The sequence below is a fragment of the Paenarthrobacter nitroguajacolicus genome, assembly GCF_029952445.1.
GTDB lineage: Bacteria > Actinomycetota > Actinomycetes > Actinomycetales > Micrococcaceae > Arthrobacter > Arthrobacter nitroguajacolicus_B.
In genome coordinates this window covers 35,526-57,308 of sequence record NZ_JAQPPK010000011.1, presented here as the reverse complement: position 1 = coordinate 57,308, position 21,783 = coordinate 35,526, and the positions used below count along the sequence as shown (strand labels likewise).

At 63.7% G+C, this 21,783-nt stretch carries 20 protein-coding genes and 1 tRNA gene; 12 read left to right on the top strand and 9 right to left on the bottom strand.

Annotated features, from left to right (window positions below; translation table 11 throughout):
• Positions 1-118 precede the first annotated feature (118 nt).
• From PJL15_RS09910 to PJL15_RS09900, 3 genes are read right to left on the bottom strand one after another with little or no spacing between them, the layout of a single operon-like run.
• Complete coding sequence (locus PJL15_RS09910) at positions 119-955, bottom strand: alpha/beta hydrolase (protein WP_281450978.1); 837 nt, start codon at positions 953-955, stop codon at positions 119-121.
• Positions 956-1,001: 46 nt separating this feature from the next.
• Positions 1,002-1,361, bottom strand: coding sequence for a hypothetical protein (locus tag PJL15_RS09905; protein WP_281450977.1), 360 nt, complete (start codon positions 1,359-1,361; stop codon positions 1,002-1,004).
• A 27-nt stretch (positions 1,362-1,388) separates the two neighbouring features.
• Positions 1,389-2,234 carry an inositol monophosphatase family protein gene (locus tag PJL15_RS09900; RefSeq protein ID WP_281450976.1) on the bottom strand — a complete coding sequence of 282 codons (846 nt, stop codon included), beginning with the start codon at positions 2,232-2,234 and terminating at the stop codon, positions 1,389-1,391.
• 33 nt (positions 2,235-2,267) lie between these two features.
• Between PJL15_RS09900 and PJL15_RS09895 the strand changes: the two genes are divergently transcribed.
• From PJL15_RS09895 to PJL15_RS09880, 4 genes are all read left to right on the top strand, one after another.
• Positions 2,268-2,888 (top strand): hypothetical protein, encoded by a 621-nt coding sequence (locus PJL15_RS09895; RefSeq protein ID WP_281450975.1) that lies wholly within the window; start codon positions 2,268-2,270, stop codon positions 2,886-2,888.
• A 111-nt stretch (positions 2,889-2,999) separates the two neighbouring features.
• The gene (locus PJL15_RS09890) at positions 3,000-3,857 is read left to right on the top strand and encodes a hypothetical protein (protein WP_281450974.1); all 858 of its coding nucleotides are present in this window, start codon (positions 3,000-3,002) and stop codon (positions 3,855-3,857) included.
• The gene (locus tag PJL15_RS09885; RefSeq protein WP_281450973.1) at positions 3,854-5,308 is read left to right on the top strand and encodes a hypothetical protein; all 1,455 of its coding nucleotides are present in this window, start codon (positions 3,854-3,856) and stop codon (positions 5,306-5,308) included. Before PJL15_RS09890 ends, PJL15_RS09885 begins: the two co-directional genes overlap by 4 nt.
• Complete coding sequence (locus tag PJL15_RS09880; RefSeq protein WP_281450972.1) at positions 5,305-5,730, top strand: hypothetical protein; 426 nt, start codon at positions 5,305-5,307, stop codon at positions 5,728-5,730. The genes PJL15_RS09885 and PJL15_RS09880 overlap by 4 nt, the downstream gene beginning before the upstream one ends.
• 22 nt (positions 5,731-5,752) lie before the next feature.
• Here PJL15_RS09880 and PJL15_RS09875 read toward each other — a convergent pair whose 3' ends face one another.
• Positions 5,753-6,538, bottom strand: a complete 786-nt coding sequence (locus PJL15_RS09875; RefSeq protein WP_281450971.1) for a DUF998 domain-containing protein — start codon at positions 6,536-6,538, stop codon at positions 5,753-5,755.
• 108 nt (positions 6,539-6,646) lie between these two features.
• Here PJL15_RS09875 and PJL15_RS09870 point away from each other — a divergent pair.
• The 3 genes from PJL15_RS09870 (at position 6,647) to PJL15_RS09860 (ending at position 7,559) form a co-directional block, all read left to right on the top strand.
• A tRNA-Arg gene (locus PJL15_RS09870) sits at positions 6,647-6,719 on the top strand.
• Between the two features lies 1 nt (position 6,720).
• Complete coding sequence (locus tag PJL15_RS09865) at positions 6,721-7,164, top strand: DUF6314 family protein (protein ID WP_281450970.1); 444 nt, start codon at positions 6,721-6,723, stop codon at positions 7,162-7,164.
• Positions 7,161-7,559: an NUDIX hydrolase gene (locus PJL15_RS09860; RefSeq protein ID WP_281450969.1), complete on the top strand. Its 399-nt coding sequence runs from the start codon at positions 7,161-7,163 to the stop codon at positions 7,557-7,559. Before PJL15_RS09865 ends, PJL15_RS09860 begins: the two co-directional genes overlap by 4 nt.
• A gap of 58 nt (positions 7,560-7,617) precedes the next feature.
• On the opposite strand, the gene PJL15_RS09855 is transcribed toward PJL15_RS09860, so the two are convergent.
• The gene (locus tag PJL15_RS09855; protein ID WP_281450968.1) at positions 7,618-9,531 is read right to left on the bottom strand and encodes an ABC transporter ATP-binding protein; all 1,914 of its coding nucleotides are present in this window, start codon (positions 9,529-9,531) and stop codon (positions 7,618-7,620) included.
• 2 nt (positions 9,532-9,533) lie between these two features.
• Positions 9,534-11,195, bottom strand: a complete 1,662-nt coding sequence (locus PJL15_RS09850; RefSeq protein WP_281450967.1) for an ABC-F family ATP-binding cassette domain-containing protein — start codon at positions 11,193-11,195, stop codon at positions 9,534-9,536.
• A 215-nt stretch (positions 11,196-11,410) separates the two neighbouring features.
• Between PJL15_RS09850 and PJL15_RS09845 the strand changes: the two genes are divergently transcribed.
• From PJL15_RS09845 to PJL15_RS09825, 5 genes are all read left to right on the top strand, one after another.
• Positions 11,411-12,133: a hypothetical protein gene (locus PJL15_RS09845; protein WP_281450966.1), complete on the top strand. Its 723-nt coding sequence runs from the start codon at positions 11,411-11,413 to the stop codon at positions 12,131-12,133.
• Positions 12,130-12,837 (top strand): hypothetical protein, encoded by a 708-nt coding sequence (locus PJL15_RS09840; RefSeq protein WP_281450965.1) that lies wholly within the window; start codon positions 12,130-12,132, stop codon positions 12,835-12,837. The genes PJL15_RS09845 and PJL15_RS09840 overlap by 4 nt, the downstream gene beginning before the upstream one ends.
• Before the next feature lie 237 nt (positions 12,838-13,074).
• A complete protein-coding gene (locus PJL15_RS09835) occupies positions 13,075-13,890 on the top strand; it encodes an amino acid ABC transporter substrate-binding protein (protein WP_281450964.1) in 816 nt (271 codons plus the stop codon).
• Complete coding sequence (locus tag PJL15_RS09830) at positions 13,891-14,550, top strand: amino acid ABC transporter permease (protein WP_281450963.1); 660 nt, start codon at positions 13,891-13,893, stop codon at positions 14,548-14,550.
• Positions 14,537-15,325, top strand: a complete 789-nt coding sequence (locus tag PJL15_RS09825) for an amino acid ABC transporter ATP-binding protein (protein ID WP_281450962.1) — start codon at positions 14,537-14,539, stop codon at positions 15,323-15,325. The genes PJL15_RS09830 and PJL15_RS09825 overlap by 14 nt, the downstream gene beginning before the upstream one ends.
• Positions 15,326-15,359: 34 nt before the next feature.
• Here the strand turns inward: PJL15_RS09825 and PJL15_RS09820 are convergent, their stop codons facing one another.
• The 3 genes from PJL15_RS09820 to PJL15_RS09810 all read right to left on the bottom strand — a co-directional run bounded on the left by PJL15_RS09820 (position 15,360) and on the right by PJL15_RS09810 (position 21,746).
• Positions 15,360-18,389, bottom strand: coding sequence for an alpha-mannosidase (locus PJL15_RS09820; protein WP_281450961.1), 3,030 nt, complete (start codon positions 18,387-18,389; stop codon positions 15,360-15,362).
• A 185-nt stretch (positions 18,390-18,574) separates the two neighbouring features.
• Positions 18,575-19,438: a formate dehydrogenase accessory sulfurtransferase FdhD gene (gene fdhD / locus PJL15_RS09815; protein ID WP_281450960.1), complete on the bottom strand. Its 864-nt coding sequence runs from the start codon at positions 19,436-19,438 to the stop codon at positions 18,575-18,577.
• 1 nt (position 19,439) lies between these two features.
• Positions 19,440-21,746 carry an FdhF/YdeP family oxidoreductase gene (locus PJL15_RS09810; protein ID WP_281450959.1) on the bottom strand — a complete coding sequence of 769 codons (2,307 nt, stop codon included), beginning with the start codon at positions 21,744-21,746 and terminating at the stop codon, positions 19,440-19,442.
• Positions 21,747-21,783 lie beyond the last annotated feature (37 nt).

Genomic DNA, 21,783 nt, shown 5'->3' with positions numbered 1-21,783 from the left:
GATTGGGAGCAAACCCGCGGGGGTACCCGAAGGGGTTAACGCTTACGCGCGGGGGTCTCGGACAGCTACATGGACCGGTCAACCAGTACGACAGGACCAGGCCGACCCTGGCTTTGGGTCAGCTGTAGATCCAGCGGAGTGCGTCGGGAAGAAGTACGCCCCCGTGGTTAGGGCTGTGGCCGCCGTCTCCCTGGACGAAGCGAAAGTCGTATCCGGCTTCAGCAAGGGCGGCAGCCACCCGAAGATTGTTTGCCAGCCAATTGTGATGTGGCCGGTTCCAGTTCAGGTCGCGGTGGCCCGCCTGCAGGAAGATCCTTATCGGCTTCGGAGGCGAGGCGGCCAGCAGCCGGGGGTAGGGGTTGCCGCCTGGCATCTGCGCGAAGCTGGACAGGAAGCCAACGACGCGGCGGAACTTATCGGGACGTAGCCATGCGGCTGTGAAGGCGCAGTTCCCGCCGCTGCTGCCGCCGCAGATTCCCCAGCTTTCCGGGTCTTCGGAGATCGAGTACCGCTCGGCAACCTGCGGGATGACTTCTGTCAGGAGAAAGGTGACGTAGCGGTCGTCGAATGCGTCGTATTCGACATTCCGGTTCTTCGAATTTCCGGTATCAGCAACCACTCCGGGGTCTACGAACAACCCGATGGTGACAGGGATGTGGCCTTGATGGATGAGGTTGTCGAGCACGATGCCACCACGGACGTCCCCTTCCGGATCCAGATACAGGCGCCCGTCCTGGAACACCATTAGCGCGGCCGGTACGGCAGGATCGTATTGTGCAGGCACATGAACCCAGAATTTCCTCGAGGTTCCCGGGTAGCGCGTGCTCGAGTTCCATTCGAACTCGAGCGCTTGGCCGGCAGGCACCCCGCGCTGCACTGTCGAGTCCGGGCCGTGCAGGTAGCGGATGTTGGACTGGCTGGGCGGCAGCGGCAGGTAGGGCACTTCAACGGTCACAGCTGGCAGACTACTGCACAACGCAGAGAGAGTATCCGTTTTCCTGTTACTGCCGTGGCCAGCATTCATCCGTTTGACGGTCAACCGCAACGCCGGAGGACGCCTTGGCGAGCTTCTTTGCAAAGCGCCAGGCTGCCGGGATTGCTTTGTGTTTGCTGCCCTCAACGGAAACGTCGTAGCTGTGGCTCAAACCGATCGCGCTGGTGGGTACGTCGTCGGGGTCTTCGTCCAGGGGGCCGTCCACAGTGAACGCATACTCGCCGCGACGATCAACTGGCAGGAACATGGGCATCGATTCCAAGTCCGCCCCGGAGGCGATACTCAGTCCCCAACTGGACGCCACAAGTCCGCGAAGTGTGGCGGCATCGAGGACGCCGGAAGAATAGACACGGAGGTCATAGGACACAGAAACTCCCGGCTCAGGCTTCAGCCACTACGCGAACTGCGGAACCGAGGTCAGGGCGGCACCCAACTCGCGGACCGCCGTCGGGCTTCCGGCAACGAACCAGTTCATGCCGTTGACCTTGACGACGGCGGTGTCCCCACCTGCCGCGCGTACGATCGCCTTGCCCGGGAGCCAATCCCATTCGGGGCAGCTGTGCTGGAACCAGCAGCCGAGTTCACCATCGGCCACCCGTCCGAGGTCGCATGAACCGGAGCCGAACATCCGAAGGGACGCAGCGGTGATGGCGGCCGCGTGCCACGGCATGGCTGTTCGGGGGTCGGCGAGCCAGGTGGGATGGATGTAGGTGGCTGCCGAGATTTCGGCCACTGGCGCATCCCCGGATCCGGAGATCGGCTCTCCGTTGAGTGTGGCCGGCTGGTCTTCGCCGCCCAGCCAAAGCTTGTCGAGTTCGGGCTGGTAGATGGCCCCCAGCAGCACTGACGGGTCCGCTACGGGGCTTCCTCCATGGTCGGCGTCGTCCCGCTTCAAGGCGATGGCCGAGCACCAGTACGTGGAGCCGTGCAGAAAGTTGTAGGTGCCGTCCACGGGGTCGATCACCCAGGTCCGCCCGCTGGTCCCCGCCACCGAGGCACCTTCTTCACCAAGGATGCCGTCCTCGGGCCGGCAGCGTCGCAACTGTTCCAGGACGTAAGCCTCGGCTGCGTGATCGGCCGCGGTGACGACGTCGGAAATTGACGTCTTCCGTTCGCCCTGTAAACCGCCCATCCGCATCAGCAGCGCCAGTTGGCCTGCTTCGCGGACCAGGGCGCTGGCCAGCTGGTAGTCGTCGAGGGTGGGATCGAGTTCAGTTGCGGTGTGCCTGCCGGTGGTCATGGTTCCAGCTTATGTGGCGGGATAATGAATGACATGGCCAAGACACCAGCGCAACGCATCAAGAAGCACGGAGCCAAGGCAGTGGTTCCCGATCACAGCCTTCCTCCCGTGATCAACCCCACAACACAGCGCACGCCGGCCAAGGCGCAAAGCAACTCCAAGCTCATTGTGATCGCGGGCGTGGTGGCCAGCTTGTTCCTCTTTTGGTACCTGCACCTGCTGACCCTGAACCAGATGACGCAACTCTCGGGCGGGCTGGCCATGCCGGACTCCCTGATCGGTGGCTTCTCCCAGGATTATGTCGCCCAGCTCCGCGCTGCCATGGACGAGTCCGCCCGAGGCCAGCTCAATTACGTCCACAAGACCGCCGGTACGTTGTTCCCGCTGATCTTCGGCTTCAGCTGGCTGCTGCTGATCGGGACCAACGTGGCGCGCAAGTCGTGGCGCTGGGCCATGTGGGCCGCTCCCCTGCTTTTCGCCGTGGCCCACTTGTGGTCCAACGTGGCCATCGATTCGGTGCTGGCAGCTGAAACGCCCGACGCCGGTTCGGTCGCCCTTGCGTCGGCGGTCACTGTTGCGTCCTGGGTACTTTTCCTGGTGAGCCTCGTGTGCGGAGTGGTTGCCGTGTTCCTGGGGAAGAAGCGCGCCGGCTGATCCGCGCCCCCTGAGCCGGGGGGCACTTCTCCCCATTCCACGCCCAGACCCTCCCCGATAGTGTTGCGCATGCCGCCAAGTGCTGGCGTGCGCGAGTGGATTTGGGGATTCATGAGGAAACTTGAGGCCGATTCCAGGCTCAACATCGTCGAGGTCAGTGGTCTGGCGTGGGCTGAGAGTGTCCGCAGGGCAGCAGAAACGCTGGGAAACGAAGCGGACTTTGCCGACTACCAGGCTTCCTTGCCTGAGCAGGGCGTCCGTTCACCGGAAACCGGGGACGAACTGCGCCGTGCCGGCATTCTCGATGCCCATGGCGTGATGTCGCCGCAGTGGGTGCTTGCCGTCGCCCTTGCCGCATCCGCGCCCGTGAAGGCGTCGACTGTGGTGCAGTTCAGGGACACAGTGCAGTTCAAGGACACTGTGCAGCTCAGGGACGCTGCTCCGTCTGGAGACGCAGTCCGGCCTGAGGAACACTCTGTCCACACGGAGATCGGGCTGGCAGGTGGCCGGGGCGTCGGCGTTTCGTATCAGCGCCGCATCAGCCATCAGGCTGACGGTGCCGGTCTAACGGAAGTCCGCAACGCCGTCGAGGTTTCCTTCTTCCAGGAGGAAGACGCGTGGGCCGCCCTCAGCCGCCAATTTCCGGACCTCTCGCAGTTGGACGGGCAGCATGGGGCCACGCCGGGTGAAACTGCGGCCGACACCACCTGCACAATCCATCTCGGCGTCTCAGCGACCCCCACGGGGCAGGCTGGTTCCCGGCCCTATGCCAGGGGCCGTGTGTGGGCTGTCGCAGACCGGCTGTACTCCGTGGACCGGTCGTACTCTTCTGACGAAACTCCGGAAGAAGACGCCCCTGTGTCCTTGGCGGCAGTTCCTGCCACAGACATCGGACGGGAATTCGCGTGGTCCCTCCTGGGAGCCCGCGAATATCTTGGCAGCGCTGCCGATGGGAGCGTGCGCGCATGAGCCTCCATGGAATGGACGTCGAAGCCGGGCGACGCCTCAGCAAAGAGTTTGCCCGCAGCAGCCAGCGATTGCTGGATTTGAGCGGCAGCCTCACGCCCCTGATCACAAATGTCCAGTGGCACGGCGACGACGGGCAGCGGTTCGCACAGGACTGGAAAGCGTACCGCAGCCAACTCGTCGCGGCCGGGCACGCGCTCGAGGCTGCCTCCAACGCCGTGCAACGCAACGTTGAGGAGCAACTGGCGGCCAGCACCACCTCGGCGGGGTCCGGAGGCAGTACTGCCCTTGACCGGCTCTTGGACTCGGCGTCCGAAGAGGCCGGGGACCTTTGGGACGACGTCGGTAGGGTCACCAGTGTGCTGGCCGGGACCGCCTCAACCATGTGGCATCTCGCCCAGGACCTGGCTCCCCTGCCGGTCGGAAACCTGATGGATGCCGAGGAAAACCGCGCCACCCGGTTCGGCGACTTCGTGAACATGGGCTGGGGGTGGCTCATTTCGGGCGAACCGCCGTCGATCACCCAGCTGGTGTCCAACGGAGTGCTTTTCGTAGCGGCGACATGGAACACCGCCGCCACGGTGACAAGTTTCGGCTTCCACAATCCGCACCTGATGGATGACGGCCGGCCGGTCGCCGGGGAGCCGATCCCGCTGACCGTGGGGAATCCCAATAAATCAGATGCGAACGGCAGATCCGAAACACCTGTGCCGTCCAGCATCAGTGCCATCGTGGCCACCACCAATGCAGCCTACGGCGACGCCGGAATGGCCGGCACTGAGGACACCGGCATCCGCATCACCACCGTGGACAAACCGGGCGGACCTCCTGCCTACATCGTCAGCATTCCGGGAACCACGCGCTGGATGCCCGATGGCGCCGCCAATCCCACAGACCTCACCGGAAATCTTGAACTCGCCGGCGGCAACCTGTCCACCGCCGCAGAGGCAGTGCGCCTGGCCATGGAGAAAGCCGGAATCCCCAATGATGCCCCGGTGATGCTGTCCGGACACTCCCAAGGTGGCATGATCGCCACGGCCCTGGCCTCGGACAGCAGCTTCACCAACAGGTTCAACGTCACCAACGTGGTCACGTTCGGCTCACCCGTTGATTCGGCACCCATCCCGGCGTCCATCGATGTCCTTGCCCTTCAACACGCCGGCGACCCCGTCCCACAGGTTGACCTGGCCGACGCCACGCTGCTGCCCGGTGGCGGCGTGAGCGCAACCCGGGACAACAACGCGATGGTTGTCACGCTGCCCAATCCGGACATCGATCCGGGATTCGCCGGGATCAGCTACCACGACTCCAACCGCTATGTTGAGTCGGTTACCCAGCAGGAGGGCGGTGGTCCCATCAACCAGTACAGTCAAAAGGAATCCACCCAACAGTTCCTCACAATCGACGCCAGCCAGGTGTCCTCAACCGTTTCCAACATCTCTCGAAAGCAGTGATCTTGAGCAAACTTCCCAGGCGCGTAGCGTCTGCCTTCATCATCGGGCTGCTCATCCTCGGCATCACCGCGTGCGGTCTGGGTGGTCCCTCCAAGGCAGAGCGCCTCGGCAAGGACATGCACGACGCCGCGATGTCGGTTCCCGGGGTGACGGACGCCCGGTTACACGTGAATATGAACACCTCAGGGAACTTCATCACCGCGTCACTCACAGGGACCGGCACTGACCAATCCGAGCTTAGCCAGGCACTGGGCAAAGCCCTCCCCGCAATGCTCGAGAAGACCAAGGACCTCGACAACGGGTCCTTCTCGGTCAGCATCTTTTCGCCGGACGACTCGGTGTCGGTGGGGTCGGATGCCCTCGGCTACACAGGCACTTCCTCGCTGGTGGACTTCCGCGAGTACTTCCTCAACCAGCCCTAAGCGCTCAACCGACTCTGAGCGCTCAACCGGCCCTGAGCGCTTTTCGTCCCGCGTGCACGCGCTGCGCGATCACCAAGCCCGCCGTTGCCAAACCTATGGTTACGGGATAACCCATGAGCCGTTCCAGGATTCCGGGTTGGGGCACGTCCATTCCCGTGATCCCTCCGACCACCAGCGCACCCAAACAGATCAGCCCACACACAGCGAGAAACCAACTCACGGGCGTCTGCCGGAACCACACTATGGCCAGCAGGAGCAACGCGAACCCGCCTCCAATAAAGAACATGAGGGCACCGGCGAAGTGCCACGGTGAGCCGAGGTCTTCGGGAACAAGCCCAACAATTACGGTTCCAAGACCCGCCACGCCCGTGAGGATCCGGATGGCAACGGCCAGGATCCACGGCACCGCCAGCACACGGGTCGGCGACGAACCGCCCTCCACGGCACGGAAGCGTCTGGCCTGAACCCCCGGCCTTGCCGCGACGCTCAACAGCCCTGCCGTCAGGAAGAGCGCCCCCAGGACCAAGGCAAGGCCCTGCACTACGAAGGAGGCGTTCATCAGCCAATGCAAGGGCGAACAGACAGACCGGTCTTCGTACAGTCCGCAGGAAACCGCGCCCAGGTCACTGATGAATCCGGTGGCCCGGCTGTACGGCTCCGGACCCGCCCAGGCCTCGATCACGGCGGACTCGGCCACGAAGTACTGGACAACGCTCAGTTGCGCCCAGCCTCCGATGCGTGCCCTGATGCTGCGGACGTCGGGGAGGAACCATCCGGCAGGTGCCGGTGCAGTCAGATGCCCTTTCATGACCGCCAGCCTAGTGGTGTTCAGGCACGGCCCCGGCAGCTTGTATGCTTGTAGTCGTGTCCGGGCCCTCGAGCTCCAGCAGTGGGATTCCAAGCCGTGGACACACAGGCCCTCGTAGCTCAGTGGATAGAGCACGGCTCTCCTAAAGCCGGTGTCGTTGGTTCGATTCCAATCGAGGGCACTTGAACCATCAGCAGCCCACCCCGGACCTGCGGGCCTACCTGGCCGGCAGCTGGGCGGTGGAGCGGACCCTCCTGGACCGGTCCTCAGGCACCCAAGGCACCTTTACCGGCGTCGTGCGTTACCAACAGAACCCCGACGGCGGCCTGGACTACCGTGAAGACGGAACCATGCACTGGCCCACACACTCAGGTCCCGCCTTCCGCGAATACGTCCTGAAGCCAGGCAATGGACCCGACGCGATGGACGTGTTCTTTCCCGATGGCCGGCCGTTCCACGTCATGAGCTTTTCAGAGCAGGGCCACCAGGACGAACACTGGTGTGATCCCGACGATTACCGCGTCAATTACCTGTGGGAAGGGCCTGATTCATTCAGCTTCACCTGGGACGTGCGCGGGCCCGCCAAGGATTTGCTGCTGGTGTCGCACCTGAGGAGAAACACATGAACGTGATCGTGGTCAGCGCAGTATGCGTCTACAACCAGGCCGGCCAACTCCTCACCGTCAGGAAGCGCGGCACGGAGAAGTTCATGCACCCCGGCGGAAAGCCGGAGGCCGGTGAGAGTGCTGCAGAGGCGGCGTCCCGGGAGCTCCTCGAAGAAGTTGGCATCGAGGTGTCCCCGGAAGACCTGGAACTCCTGGGCGTCTGGCATGCTGTCGCCGCCAACGAAGACCAAACCACTATCGAGGCCACTGTCTTCACGGCTCCAGGAACATGGGAAGCCCAGCCCTCTGCGGAAATCGCTGAAATCCGCTGGCTCGACCTCGACGCTCCCCTGCCCGGGGACCTTGCACCGCTCCTCACGGACCACGTGCTCCCGGCCCTCGCGGCACCCAACTAAGTGACAGCAAACGCTCCACTGAGGTGCCAGTGGAACGTTTGCTGTTACCCAGTTGGGTCTACAGCTCCGGAACCGCCTCCTGCGCCACAGCCGTGGCCTCCGCGAACTGGGTCTGGTACAGCTCGGCGTATCGACCGTCCGCGGCCAGCAGTTCGGTATGGGTGCCCCGCTCCACGATCCGGCCGTCCTCAACCACAAGGATCGCGTCGGCGGCGCGGATGGTGGACAGCCGGTGCGCAATCACGACGGCGGTACGCCCCTGAAGCGCCTCACCCAAGGCCGCCTGCACGGCGGCTTCGTTGGTGGAGTCCAGCGCTGCCGTGGCTTCGTCCAGGATCACGACCCGCGGCTGCTTGATGAGCAAACGCGCGATGGTGAGCCGTTGGCGCTCGCCGCCGGAGAGCCGGTAACCGCGCTCGCCCACCACGGTTTCCAGGCCATCGGGCAGGGAACGGATCATGGGTTCCAGGCGGGCACGCCGGAGCACATCCCACATGTCCTCCTCGCTGGCATCCGGTCGTGCGAGGCGCAGGTTGGAGGCGATGGTCTCGTGGAAGAGGTGGCCGTCCTGGGTCACCATGCCCAAAGTGTCGCGCAGCGAATCGAAGGTGATGTCGCGGACATCGGCGCCGGTCATGGAACCGTGGCCACCGAGGCGGACAGCACCGGAATCGACGTCGTACAAACGGGACAGCAGCTGGGCGATCGTTGACTTGCCGGCGCCGGAGGAGCCCACCAACGCCACGGTCTGACCGGGTTCAACCCTGAAGCTGACTCCGTGCAGCACTTCCTCCCCGCCGCGGGTGTCCAGCGTGGACACTTCCTCCAACGAGGCAAGGGACACCTTGTCCGCTGAAGGGTAGGAGAAGCGGACGTCATCAAATTCCACCGCCACAGGACCGGGGGCAACCTCGACGGCGTCGGGCTTCTCCGTGATGAGCGGCTTCAGGTCCAGGATCTCGAAGACCCGCTCAAAGCTGACCAGGGCGCTCATGATCTCAACACGGGCGTTGGACAACGCCGTCAATGGAGCATAGAGGCGGGTCAGCAGGAGCGCCAGGACCACCACATCGCCAGGGGCAAGCTGACCGCTGAGGGCCAACCAGCCGCCCAGGCCGTACACAAGAGCCAGGGCCAGCGCGGATACCAGGGTCAGGGCTGTGACAAAGGTGAATTGCAGCATGGCTGTCCGGATGCCGATGTCCCGCACCCGTCCTGCCCGGTCGGCGAATTCCCGTGATTCCTCGTCCGGTCGGCCGAACAGCTTCACCAGCGTGGCACCGGGCGCCGAGAAACGCTCCGTCATCTGCGTACCCATGGCGGCGTTGTGGGCCGCTGCTTCACGGCGGAGGTCGGCCAGTTTGGAACCCATGCGGCGCGCAGGGATCAGGAAGATCGGCAACAACACCATGGCCAGCACCGTCACCAGCCAGGAGGTATTGAGCATGACGGCCAGGGTCAACGCCAGGGCCACCACATTGCTGACCACCCCGGACAGGGTGCCGGCAAAGGCGGACTGCGCACCGATGACGTCATTGTTCAGCCGGCTCACCAAAGCACCGGTCCGTGTCCTGGTGAAGAACGCAATGGGCATGCGCTGCACATGGTCGAACACCCTCGTGCGCAGGTCCACGATCACGCCTTCGCCGATGATCGAGGAAAGCCAACGCGTCAGCAGCCCCACTCCGGCCTCGCCAACAGCAACGATCGCGATGAGGACGGCCAGCCAAATGACTGTTCCCACGCCCGCGTTGGCGATGATGGCGTCAACAACCTGGCCTGCGAGCACCGGCGTGGCCACCGCCAGGAAAGCGCCCGCGATGGAGGCAATGACGAAGGCGATCAGCTTTCCCTTGTGCGGGGCGGCGAAGGCCAGGACCCGTTTGAGGGTCTCCTTGGAGAACGGCTTGGAGCCGGACTTTGCGGTGGTGATGTTGTACAGCGAGCTCCAGGCCACGCGGTCCATGCTCATGGTTACTTCTCCTGGCTTGGGGTGTGGTGGAGCTCCCGGACTTGTCCGTTTTCCAGGTGCCACCTCGAATCGAGTCGGACGTTTTCGAGCAGCCGGCGGTCGTGAGTGACCAATAGGAGCGCACCTTCATAGCTCTCCAGTGCCTCTTCGAGCTGCTCGATGGCTGGAAGGTCCAAATGGTTGGTGGGCTCGTCCAGCACCAGCAGGTTCACTCCGCGGGCCTGCAGCAAGGCGAGCGCCGCGCGGGTCCGCTCTCCGGGGGACAACGAATCCACAGTGCGTGAGGTGTGGTCCGCTTTGAGGCCGAACTTGGCCAGGAGGGTTCGGACATCGGCGCTGTTCCAATCCACCAGCACGGCTTCGACGGCATCGCCCAGCTGCAGGCCGCCGTCGAGCAGTCCACGCGCCTGGTCGATTTCGCCGATGGCGACGGACGCTCCCATGGAGGCCTCGCCGTCGTCGGGTTTTTGCGTTCCCAGCAGCAACCGCAGCAGGGTTGACTTGCCGGCGCCGTTCGGGCCCGTGATGCCGATCCTTTCGCCGCCGTTGAGTTGGAGGTTCACCGGTCCCAGCGTGAAGTCGCCCTGGCGCGCGACGACGTTGCGCAGGGTTGCGACGACGGCACTTGAGCGGGGTGCCTGGCCGATGCTGAACTGCAGCTGCCACTCCTTCCGGGGCTCCTCCACTTCGGTGAGCCGGGCGATCCGGGACTCCATCTGGCGGACTTTCTGCGCCTGCTTCTCGGACGATTCGGTGCTCGCGGCACGTCGGATTTTGTCATTGTCCGGGTTCTTCTTCATGGCGTTCCGGACGCCCTGGGAGCTCCACTCCCGCTGCGTGCGTGCCCGGGACACGAGGTCGGCCTTGGTGTTGGCGAATTCCTCGTACCGCTCACGGGCGTGGCGTTTGGCTACGGCGCGCTCTTCAAGGAACGCCTCGTAGCCGCCGTCGTAGACCGCCACCGAGTTCTGGGCCAGGTCCAATTCCACAACCGTGGTGACGCAGCGCGCCAGGAATTCGCGGTCGTGGGAGACAAGCACGACGCCGCCGCGCAGGCCCTGGACGAAGGCCTCAAGCCGCGCCAGCCCGTCAAGGTCAAGGTCATTGGTGGGTTCGTCCAGGAGCACCACGTCGAAGCGGCTCAGCAGCAGTGCCGCGAGCGCCACACGGGCCGCCTGCCCACCGGAAAGACCGGTCATGAGGGCCTCTGCCCCAAGTTCCAGCCCGAGGTCTGCCAGGACGGCGGGAATGCGGTCTTCCAGGTCGGCCGCGCCCGAGGCCATCCAGCGGTCGAAGGCCAGGGAGTAGGCGTCATCAGCGCCAGGCGCCCCCGAGCCGAGGGCTTCGGCAGTGGATTCCATCTCCGCGGTGGCCTTCGCGCAGCCGGTGCGGCGCGCTATGTAGCCGGCAATGGTCTCCCCCGCCACGCGTTCGTGTTCCTGCGGCAACCAGCCAACGAAAGCGTCCGACGGCGCGAGGCTGAGGCTTCCTTCCTGCGGCTGGTCGACACCGGCCAGGATCCGGAGCAGCGTTGATTTTCCGGCACCGTTCGCGCCCACCACGCCCACCACATCGCCGGGGGCAACGGTAAGGGAAAGTTTGGAAAAAAGTGTGCGGTGGCCATGACCACCGGCAAGTTCCTTGGCCACCAAGGTTGCAGTCATTTGTCTATCCTCCAGCAAGGGAACGCAGATCGTCAGGCCGCGATTCCCGCGGGCATGGAAAAACCCGCTGGTCCGGACTTGGGGGGTGTACGGACCAGCGGGTTCAATCATCAAGCATAATTCAATGTGGCGTCGGCGTAAAATCGATCTGTACTCCCACTTACCCCGTTTTGTCCTTTTTGTCTTGCCGCGTGCCACATCACAGAGAGTCCCACATGCCCTTACAGTCCAAGGCGTTCCAGCGCTGGCTTCATGGCGTTGCGCCTGATGCCAGCACAGCTGACGTCTGCAGGATCGCCGGCATCAAACGGACAACCCTGGCCCAGCAGCTGGTCCGTGGCAAGGTGGCCGAGTCCACCTTGGTGAGCATCAGCAGGGGCTTCAACATCAACCCGGTCCAGGAGTTGTCCACCTTTGACCTGTACTCCGATCTCCGTGGCGAGCCCGTTCCGCCAACGAGCTGCGAGCTGGTGAGCCAGATCGCCACCATCGATCTCCTGCGGGCTGTGGTGGAACGCAACGAGCCCGGCTCAGCGCCCGTGGCTCCCCTTTCGGAACCGCCGCACCCTACGTCGGTGCGGAACTGGGTGGACGCGATCGACGACGGCGAGCTGCGGCACCGGGTCAGCGACACCACCGGCATCGCTCCCCAGAACTTTTCCGCCCACCTGACGGCAAACAGGCTTCCCCCCGAACTGGCGATCGCCACCTCCCGCGCGGCCGGCGTCGGACCTGCGGGCGGCTTGGTGGCCGGAGGACTGATCACCGAAGCCGAAGCCGGATGGCCACCCAATGCCCGCCGCGAGGCTTTGGACAGGATGTCCCAAAGTGCACTGGTGACCCTTGCCGGTGAACGGCTTCTGGCTTTGGGCAAGACCCTTCGCCGCCAGGAACAAGACCACGAACGAACTGAACGAATTTGGGAGAACCTCGGATGACGGCTGTCCTGCCCTGGGTCACGCTGGTAGTTTGCCTCGCGATTACCGTCGCACGGATCCCCAGCGCGCTGCGCGGGGAAAACCGGGTGGTCTTCTACATTTTCTCGCTGATCTCGCTCAGTATTTTCATCAGCATCGAAGCTCCGTACCTCGTCATTGACAGCTGGCTGGGAGGGATGAACATCGGCAACCTGGTTCTGCGCTTCCTGCTGTATGCCACGTTCTTCTTCATGGGCATCAAGATCGCCACCGCTTTCGGCTCGCAATCGGCCGTGCGGGCCATCCGCGGACCGATCGGCATCACCGTGGCTGCCATTGTGGCCGTACTGACGATCTACTTTTTCCTGATTACCGATACCCGCGGCTCGTCGGCCGGAATGAGTGGGCTGGCGTGGGGGCCGTCGTTGGAGGCTTATGCCTTCATGGGCCGCTTCTATCCGGGGTTTGTTGCCGCTTGCCTGGTTCCCGCCATCTGGCGCACTGTGGTGAGCCAGGCACCCGTGCTGTTGCGGGTCGCCTCGGGACTGCTGCTGCTGGGTTTGTCGCTGCTTTTGCTGTCCCAGCTCTTTCCGCTTATCCCGTTCTCGGAGGCTTGGTTGCGGGTCCTGATCAACTACTCCGCGGCCATGCTCACGTGTATTGGATTGGCCGGGATTTGGTTCTCCAAAGCCTTCGCACGTCGTAAACGGCGTCTCTCAGCGTAAGACTTTCACAAAACCATTAGATCGTGGCACAATCATGAATGTGTGAATGCGGCTGCAGCCTGACACCGGAATCAGAGAACGGGTTTCCGGTGGATGTGGCGCCCACGTGATCACAATTGGGGGGATGAGTGGTGGCGGGCTGTTGGGGACCGCCCCCACTCAGCCTTTTTAACGCACTTTTACCTGGCATCGGTGTCCGCCGCCGTACCGGTTACCTCCGATGACTAAGATGGCTCCATGAACAGCCTCCGCACCCGTCGTTCCATCCTCGCCGCCACCCTGGCTTCCGCTGCCCTTGCCCTTTCGGCCTGCGGCGGAGGATCAGCCCCGGCGCAGTCCGGCGGAGACACCTCCCTTTCCGATGTGAAGTCCAAGGGCGAGCTGGTGATTGCCACCGAGGGAACCTACCGCCCGTTCAGCTTCCATGCGGAGGGAGCCGGTGACCTCACCGGGTTCGACGTCGAGATCGCAAAGGCAGTAGCGGAAAAGCTCGGCGTCAAGGCAACCTTCCAGGAAACCCAGTTCGACGGCATCTTCGCAGGTTTGGATTCCAAGCGCTTCGACACCATCGCCAACCAGATTTCCATCAACGATGACCGCAAGGCCAAGTACGAGTTCTCTACCCCGTACACCATCTCCACCGGCGTAGTGGTCACCAAGTCGGACAACTCCAGCATCAACAGCTTCGCCGACCTCAAGGGCAAGACCACCGCCCAGTCCCTCACCAGCAACTTCTACAAGATGGCCGTGGAAGCGGGCGCCAACGTCCAGGCCGTCGAAGGCTGGGCCCAGTCCGCCACCCTGGTCCAGCAGGGCCGCGTGGATGCCACGGTGAACGACAAACTCACCTACCTGGACTACGCCAAGACCACTCCCGACTCCGGCCTGAAGGTCGCAGCGGAGGCCCCGGACAAGACCGAGAGCGCGTTGGTCTTCCGCAAGGGATCCACTGAGCTCACCAAGGCAGTGGACAAGGCCCTGGACGACCTCCGTGCAGACGGAACGCTGGCGAAGATCTCGGACAAGTACTTCGGCGCGGACGTCACCAAATAGATGAACTGGGACCTCGTCTGGAGTTCCTTCGGACCGCTCATCACTGGAGCCGTGACAGGGACCATACCGCTGACGTTGATGTCGTTCGCCTTCGGCTTGGTCCTTGCCCTGCTGGTGGCGCTGCTGCGGTTGAGCCCCAACGTGGTGCTTTCGGGAATCGGCCGTTTCTACGTTTCGGTGATCCGCGGCACTCCCCTGCTGGTGCAATTGTTCGTGATCTTCTACGGCCTGCCCAGCGTTGGAGTAAAGCTTGATCCGTGGCCCAGCGCGGTCATTGCGTTCTCGCTGAACGTAGGCGGTTACGCTGCCGAGATCATCCGCGCCGCCATCTTGTCCGTGCCCAAGGGCCAATGGGAAGCCGGGCACACCATCGGCATGTCCAACCGTCAGACGCTGGTGCGGATCATCCTGCCCCAAGCTGCCCGGGTCTCGGTTCCCCCGTTGTCCAACACCTTCATATCCCTGGTGAAGGACACGTCCCTCGCGTCACTGATCCTGGTCACCGAACTGTTCCGCAATGCCCAGCAAATCGCTGCCTTCAGCCAGGAGTTCATGGCCCTGTACCTGCAGGCAGCCCTGGTCTACTGGGTCATCTGCCTGGTTCTTTCCACTGCGCAGTCCGCCGTGGAGAGGAGATTGGACCGCTATGTCGCCCACTGATCCCTCGAACATGGTCCTGGAGGCACGGAACCTCGCTAAGTCCTTCGGCAGCAACACAGTCCTGCGGGACATCGACGTCGAGATCCGCCGCGGCCAGGTTGTGGCCCTGATCGGGCCTTCAGGCTCCGGTAAAACCACTGTCCTGCGCTCGCTCAACGGCCTGGAAATTCCCGACGCCGGTACGGTCACCTTCGGCAGCGGCGATGCCTCAAGCGGGCTTGCCATCAATTTCGGGGCCAAGGTTGGCAAGAAGGACTTGGCCGCACTGCGGGACCGCAGCGCCATGGTGTTCCAGCAATTCAACCTGTTCCCGCATATGACGGTTCTGAAGAACGTCATCGAAGGGCCCGTGCAGGTACAGAAGCGCCCCAAGGCCGAGGCCATCGCCGAGGCCGAGCGCCTGCTGGAGCGCGTTGGTTTGGCGGACAAACGCGACGCCTATCCCTTCGAGCTTTCCGGTGGCCAGCAGCAACGCGTGGGCATCGTGCGGGCGCTGGCTCTCAAACCCCAGCTGCTGTTGTTCGACGAGCCCACCTCAGCCTTGGATCCTGAGCTGGTGGGCGATGTCCTGGGCGTCATCAAGGAACTCGCTGAAGAAGGCTGGACCATGGTGATCGTCACGCACGAACTGGCTTTCGCCCAGCACGTTGCCGACGAGGTCATCTTCATGGACGGTGGTGTGGTGGTGGAGCGCGGCCCGGCTGCCGAGGTGCTGCGCGCACCCCGGCAGGAACGGACCAAACTCTTCGTGAAAAGGCTCCAGCACGACGTCTAGGCTTGTTGCGCCGGCCATTTCCCGTGTTGCAGGACTAGCGGGAAAAACGCAGCGTTACCAGCTGGAACGGGCGCAGCACCAGGCTGACGGTGGAGTCTTCCTTCACTGTCACGCCAACGGTGTCTGTGGTGCGCTCCAGCAGGTCCGTGGCAGTGGCCGCCGTGACGTCGAAACCGGGCGTCACAAGGGCAACCGAGCGCTCTCCCAGGGACTCATAGAGCCTCACGACAACGTCGCCGGAACCATCCTCGGCCAGCTTTACAGCCTCCACCACGACTGCCGGGTTGGAGACTGAAACCAGTGGCTCAACGCCATGCCCGCCGGTAACGAAGCGCGGCTTCAGGTTGGTCCGGTAGCCCTCCTCCACGGCGTCGGCTATCGCGGCTCCCGGCCTGATGGACAGCTCGAGCGTGTGCTCGCCGCGGTCTGCTTCGGGATCCGGGAACCGCGCGGAGCGCAGCAGCGAGGTGCGGACCGTCGTCGTGGTTCCGCCGTCTTCGCGCACCGCCCTGGTGACGTCATGGCCGTAGCTGGACGCGTTGCTGATGGCCACGCCGTAGCCTGGCTCGGCCACGTGGATCCACCGGTGGGCACAGATCTCGAACTTTGCCACCTCCCAGGACGTGTTGGTGTGGGTGGGCCGGAAGACGTGCCCGAATTGCGTTTCCGAGGCTGAGCGGTCCGCCCGGACGTCCAGCGGGAAGGCGATCTTGAGCATCTTCTCGCGCTCCTGCCAGTCCACTGTGGTGGCGATTCCCAGCGAGGAGGCACCGGCGTCGAGCGTCAGGCGTTGCGTAATGGTGGACGCGCCCACTCTGCGCCTGACCACTACGACGGCGCCCACTGGCGTGCGCTCAAGGTCGATGGCTTCCGCGTGGGTGAGCGGGGTGACGTTTCGGCGGTAGAACTCTTCGATGTCCCAGGCGTCCCACTCGTTGGGGGTGTCGCGGAAGAGTTCCAACAGGTTGCCGGCCTGGCCGGGGGCGATTGCCTCCCTGCCGCTGGCATGGTCCACCAAGGAGGTCAGCAGGCCGTTTGCGTCCACCACCGCCCGGATCACTCCGTTCTCCAGCACGAAGCCGTCCGCGGACTGGTCAACGTGGACACCAGTGCCCGGTTGGTCGGCCTCGTCGATGCCCAGGGCGGGGACACCACTGCGCTGGTGCGGAGCGGCGTTCAAGAGGAACCCGGTGGTGCCGGTGCCTACCAACGCCTGGGCTGCGTCCGCGATGATCTTCTCAAGGTCGCGGGAAATCGCTTCATAGTTCCGCTCGGCATCCTGGTGGACCCACGCGATGGAACTGCCCGGAAGGATGTCGTGGAACTGCTGGAGGAGAACCAGGCGCCAAAGCCGCTTCAGCTCGTCCTGGGGGTACGTGTAGTCCTTGCCAAGGCGGACAGCAGCGGTGGAGCACCACAACTCCGCCTCACGCAGCAGGTGCTCGCTGCGCCGGTTGCCCTTCTTGGTCTTGGCCTGGCTTGTGTAGGTCCCGCGGTGCATTTCCAAGTACATCTCGCCCACCCAGACAGGAAGGTTGGCGTACTCGGCCTCGGCCTTGGTGAAAAAGTCCTTGGCAGTACCCATGCGGACCTTGGGTGAGCCCTCCAGGTCCGCCGTACGGTGCGCGGCAGCCACCATTTCGCGCGTGGGTCCGCCGCCGCCGTCGCCGTATCCGAACGGAACCAGGGACATGGTGCCACGGCCGTGATCGCGGTAGTTGCGCTCTGCGTGCGCCAGTTCCCGGCCATGGAGTTCAGCATTGTAGGTGTCCACGGGTGGGAAGTGCGTGAACAACCGGGTCCCGTCGATGCCCTCCCATGTAAAGGTGTGATGGGGCATGCGGTTGACCTTGTTCCACGAGATCTTCTGCGTCAGGAACCACCGTGAACCGGCTTCCTTGACGATCTGCGGGATGGCGCCCGAATAGCCGAAGGAATCGGGAAGCCAGGCTTCCTCGCATTCGACGTCGAACTCCTTGAGGAAGAAGCTCTTGCCTTCCACGAACTGGCGTGCCATTGCCTCGCCACCGGGCATATTGGTGTCCGATTCCACCCACATGCCGCCCACGGGTACGAACTGGCCGGCTTTGACCTTCTCCCGGATACGGACGAAAAGCTCCGGGAAGTACTCCTTCATCCATGCCATCTGCTGCGCCGAGGAACAGGAGAAGACGAAGTCCGGATCCTCGTCCATGAGGGCCACTACGTTGGAGAAAGTCCGGGCACACTTGCGGATGGTTTCACGGACCGGCCAGAGCCAGGCCGAGTCGATGTGTGCATGGCCCGTGGCCAGGAGCTCATGGGCTGAGGCATAGGCGGGGCGGCCCAGGACCTCTTTGAGCGCTTCACGGCCGGCCGCGGCGGTCCCGGCGACGTCGTCCGGGTCCATGATGTCCAGCATGCGTTCCAGGGCGCGGAGGATCTCGTGGCGCCGGGGCAGCTCCGTGGATAATTCATGCATCAACCCGCTGAGCGTCCAGATGTCCTGGTTGAGTTCCCAGACTGTCTCGTTCAGCTCGGCGATGGCGATGCGGCCCAGGCGGTAGCGCGGCTCGTCGCCGGAGGTCGCCTTGTCTCCCAGCGCAGTGGGGACAAAGGACCAGCCCTGCGCGACGTCCGGGTTGGCGGCGGCCTCAACGTAGAAATCAACGGACTGTCCACCACCCAGGAGTTTGAGGGGGACGTGGTAATTCCGGGGAGAAATAGCCTTGATGATGCTGCCGTCCGCGCGCCAGGCAGTTCCCTCGCACTGGAATCCGGGGGCGTCGCTGTTGAAGCCCAGGTCCACGACGATCTCCACGGCAGTGGAATCGGACATGCCCCAGTCCTGCGGAACTTCGCCCTGCAGGCGCAACCACTTGGTGCTCCAGGCCTTGCCCCAAGGTGCGCCCGGTTCCTGCGGGGTGAAGAGTTGGCGCATCGCTTCGGCCGCTGGAACAGGCTCCCCCGGTGCGTCCCAGCTGCTGAGTTGAAGCGGTATCGCCCTGCCGTAAATGGCCGGAAGAATGCGGTCCCGAACAAATCGGTCGAGACGCTGTTCAGTGATCCGGCGGTCGTCGTGCAATTAATTCCCCTTTGGGCGTTGGCTCGGTGGCAAGGCGTGATGACCGGGCCCCGACAAGCTACGTGTGGACGGCGTTTCTGGTTTGGTTTCTGGTTCCGCCGCGCTTCCAATCGATGGATAAAATCTACGTTGTTCACGGTCAATAGCCAAGTGAGTGGGCGCTATCCACAGGTGTACAGCAGCTTTTAGGCGGGTTGCTCTGCAATCCTTTCGCGGCCGGCGTAGACATTCAGGCTCGAACCGCGGCTGAAGCCAACCAGCGTGATGCCCGACTCTGCAGCAAGCTCAGCTGCGAGGCTGGAAGGTGCGCTGACGGCCGCCAGGACAGGGATCCCGGCCATGGCGGCTTTCTGCACCAGTTCAAAGGACGCCCGGCCGGATACCTGCAGAACCGTGCCACGCAAGGGCAGCTTGCCGGCGCGCAGTGCCCAGCCCACCACCTTGTCCACCGCGTTATGCCGGCCGACGTCTTCCCGCAGGCACAGCAGTTCAGTAGTGCCGTCGTCGTGGATCCTGAAAAGTCCGGCCGCGTGGACGCCGCCTGTCTTATCAAAAACGGCCTGCGCTTCGCGGAGCCGGTCCGGCAGGGCGGCGAGCGCCGCGACAGGAATGGTGACATCGTCCTTCAGGGGGCTGTGGTGGGACGATTTACGGACGGCCTCAATGGAATCCGTCCCGCAAATTCCGCACGAACTGGAAGTGTAGACATTCCTGCCCGTATCGGGGCGTTCCACGTCCGGGCGGAGCTGCGCATCCACCACGTTGAAGGTCTGTACCCCGTTTTCGTCCTCGCCCGAGCAAAAGCGCTCGGAAATCAGCTGCGAAGGCTCCCACACGATCCCCTCCGAAACGAGGAAGCCTGCCACGAGGTCGAAGTCGTCTCCCGGAGTCCTCATGGTGACCGAGAAGGACATCTCCCCCAACCGGATCTCAAGGGGTTCCTCCACCGCCAGGATGTCTTCCTTGAAACGGACAGGATGCTCCAGGGCCTGGGGCGAGCCGTCCAGGACAAACTTGTGCACCTTGCGGCGCTGCGTCACTCGTCCCACGTCAGGCTCCAACCTCCTCATGGTTCACAAAGCGCACGGTCATTGCCTTGTAGCCGGGGGTGTTTGATTCCCGTGCCACCAGCTCGCGGTGCACCAGGGCGTTGGCCTCCGGGAAATAGGCGGCGGCACAACCCTTGGCCGTTGGATAGCCGATAAGCCGGAACCGGTTGGCCCGCCGCTCCGTCCCGGCGAAGGTGGAAATAACGTCCACCAGGTCACGGTCCTGGAATCCGAGGTCAGTCAGGTCATCGGGATGGACCAGGATCACACGTCGCGCATCCGATACGCCGCGGTACCTGTCATCGAGGCCATAGAACGTGGTGTTGTACTGGTCATGGCTGCGAACCGTCTGCAGGATCAGGTGGCCCTCCGGCGCTTCGAGGTACTCGAGGGGCCGCACGGAGAACCGGCCCTTGCCGATATCCGTGGCGAACGTGCGGGTGTCGCGGGGTGGGTTGGGCAGCACAAAGCCGTTCTTGGTGCGCACGCGGGCGTTGAAGTCCTCAAATCCGGGGATGACGCGCGAGATGTGGTCCCGGATCACGTCATAGTCCTCGGCCATGGCCCGCCAGTCCACGCCGTGGTCATCGCCCAAGGTTGCTTGCGCCATGCGGGCCACGATTACCGGTTCACTGAGCAGGTGCTCGGACACCGGTTCAAGCCTGCCCTGCGTTTTGTGGATGACGGACATGGAGTCCTCCACCGAAAGGAACTGCTTGCCTTTGGGGTGTTTGTCGTCTGTGTCCGTGCGTCCAAGTGTTGGCAGGATCAGCGATGTCTTGCCGTGGACAACGTGGGCGCGGTTGGGTTTGGTGGAGATATGGACGGTCAGTCCGGCCTTCTTCAGGCCCTCTTCCAGCGCGGCCGTGTCCGAACCGGCAGCGGCAAAGTTCCCGCCCATGGAAACAAACACGTCCACCTCGCCCTTTTCCAGGGCGTGCTGTGTTTCCACGGAGTCGTAGCCATGGTCCCGGGGCATGTGGAAGCCGAATTCCTTGTCCAAGGCGGCCAGGAAGGATTCCTTGGGTTTCTCCCAAATTCCCATGGTCCGGTCGCCCTGCACGTTGGAGTGGCCACGGACGGGACAAGCACCGGCGCCGCGCTTGCCGAAGTTGCCCTGCAGCAGGAGCAGGTTGATGATCTCCCGCAGGGTGTCCACCGAGTGTGGCTGCTGGGTCAGTCCGAGCGCCCAGCAGATGATGGTGGCCTTGGAGGAAGCCATCATCCCAGCCACCTTGGTGATGTCTGCGCGGCTCAGGCCCGTGGCCCGTTCCGTTTCGTCCCAGTCCAGCACCGAACGCGCATCCTTGTAAGCGGCGAACCCTTCGGTCTGCTGCTCAATGAAGGAATGGTCGACGACGGTACCCGGGTTGAGTTTCTCCACTTCCAGGAGCAGATGGCCCAGGGCCTGGAACAGTGCCAGGTCACCTCCGACCTTGATCTGCAGGAACTCATCGGCGATGGTGGTCCCGCCACCGATCACGCCGTTGAGGGACTGGGGGTCCTTGAAGTTCAGGAGCCCGGCTTCGGGGAGGGGGTTCACGGCCACCACTTTGCCGCCGTTGTTCTTGCAGTCGCGCAGGGCGGACAGCATCCTTGGGTGGTTGGTTCCCGGGTTTTGGCCTACCACCAGCACCAGCTCGGAGTGGTGGATGTCCTCCAGTGACACTGTGCCCTTGCCGATTCCAATGGTGGGGTTCAGCGCGCTGCCCGAGGATTCGTGGCACATGTTGGAGCAGTCCGGCAGGTTGTTCGTCCCCAGGCTTCTGGCGAAAAGCTGGTACATGAACGCGGTCTCGTTGGCGGTCCTGCCGGAGGTGTAGAACACGCACTTATCCGGCGTGGTGCCGTGGATGTGTTCGGCGATCAACGCGAAGGCCTCGGTCCAGCTGATCGGTGAGTAGTGTGTATCCCCTGGCTTGATCACCACGGGCTCGGCGATCCGGCCCTGGCTTCCGAGCCAGTATTCGGTCTTGTTTTCAAGGTCGGCGATGGAGTGTTCGGCCCAGAACCCGGCGCCGACTGTGCGTGTGGTGCTTTCCTCGGCTATTGCCTTGGCGCCGTTCTCGCAGAACTCTGCCGGGCTCCTCCTGCCGGTGATGGATTCCGGCCATGCGCAGCCCGGGCAGTCGAAGCCATCGTGCTGGTTGACCCTCAGCATGGAACGGACCGTGCGGGCTACGCCGGCCTGGGCGTAACCGCGCTCGAGGGCGACCGTGACGGCTTTGACGCCTGCTGCGGCTCGTTTGGGCGGGTGGATCTGCAGGTCATCTTCATTGATGTCCTGTTCTGGGGCATGCCTGTTCATGAGTCCATCATTGCACTTCGCAGCCAACGCCCATGCT

What these genes read in the sequence shown, in the direction of transcription:
- PJL15_RS09810 (WP_281450959.1), bottom strand. Translation starts at nt 21,746, where the DNA reads ATGAACAGGCATGCCCCAGAACAGGACATCAATGAAGATGACCTGCAG.
- PJL15_RS09890 (WP_281450974.1), top strand. Translation starts at nt 3,000, where the DNA reads ATGAGGAAACTTGAGGCCGATTCCAGGCTCAACATCGTCGAGGTCAGT.
- PJL15_RS09845 (WP_281450966.1), top strand. Translation starts at nt 11,411, where the DNA reads ATGCCCTTACAGTCCAAGGCGTTCCAGCGCTGGCTTCATGGCGTTGCG.
- PJL15_RS09855 (WP_281450968.1), bottom strand. Translation starts at nt 9,531, where the DNA reads ATGAGCATGGACCGCGTGGCCTGGAGCTCGCTGTACAACATCACCACC.
- PJL15_RS09840 (WP_281450965.1), top strand. Translation starts at nt 12,130, where the DNA reads ATGACGGCTGTCCTGCCCTGGGTCACGCTGGTAGTTTGCCTCGCGATT.
- PJL15_RS09825 (WP_281450962.1), top strand. Translation starts at nt 14,537, where the DNA reads ATGTCGCCCACTGATCCCTCGAACATGGTCCTGGAGGCACGGAACCTC.
- PJL15_RS09860 (WP_281450969.1), top strand. Translation starts at nt 7,161, where the DNA reads ATGAACGTGATCGTGGTCAGCGCAGTATGCGTCTACAACCAGGCCGGC.
- PJL15_RS09900 (WP_281450976.1), bottom strand. Translation starts at nt 2,234, where the DNA reads ATGACCACCGGCAGGCACACCGCAACTGAACTCGATCCCACCCTCGAC.
- PJL15_RS09895 (WP_281450975.1), top strand. Translation starts at nt 2,268, where the DNA reads ATGGCCAAGACACCAGCGCAACGCATCAAGAAGCACGGAGCCAAGGCA.
- PJL15_RS09850 (WP_281450967.1), bottom strand. Translation starts at nt 11,195, where the DNA reads ATGACTGCAACCTTGGTGGCCAAGGAACTTGCCGGTGGTCATGGCCAC.
- PJL15_RS09835 (WP_281450964.1), top strand. Translation starts at nt 13,075, where the DNA reads ATGAACAGCCTCCGCACCCGTCGTTCCATCCTCGCCGCCACCCTGGCT.
- PJL15_RS09830 (WP_281450963.1), top strand. Translation starts at nt 13,891, where the DNA reads ATGAACTGGGACCTCGTCTGGAGTTCCTTCGGACCGCTCATCACTGGA.
- PJL15_RS09885 (WP_281450973.1), top strand. Translation starts at nt 3,854, where the DNA reads ATGAGCCTCCATGGAATGGACGTCGAAGCCGGGCGACGCCTCAGCAAA.
- PJL15_RS09875 (WP_281450971.1), bottom strand. Translation starts at nt 6,538, where the DNA reads ATGAAAGGGCATCTGACTGCACCGGCACCTGCCGGATGGTTCCTCCCC.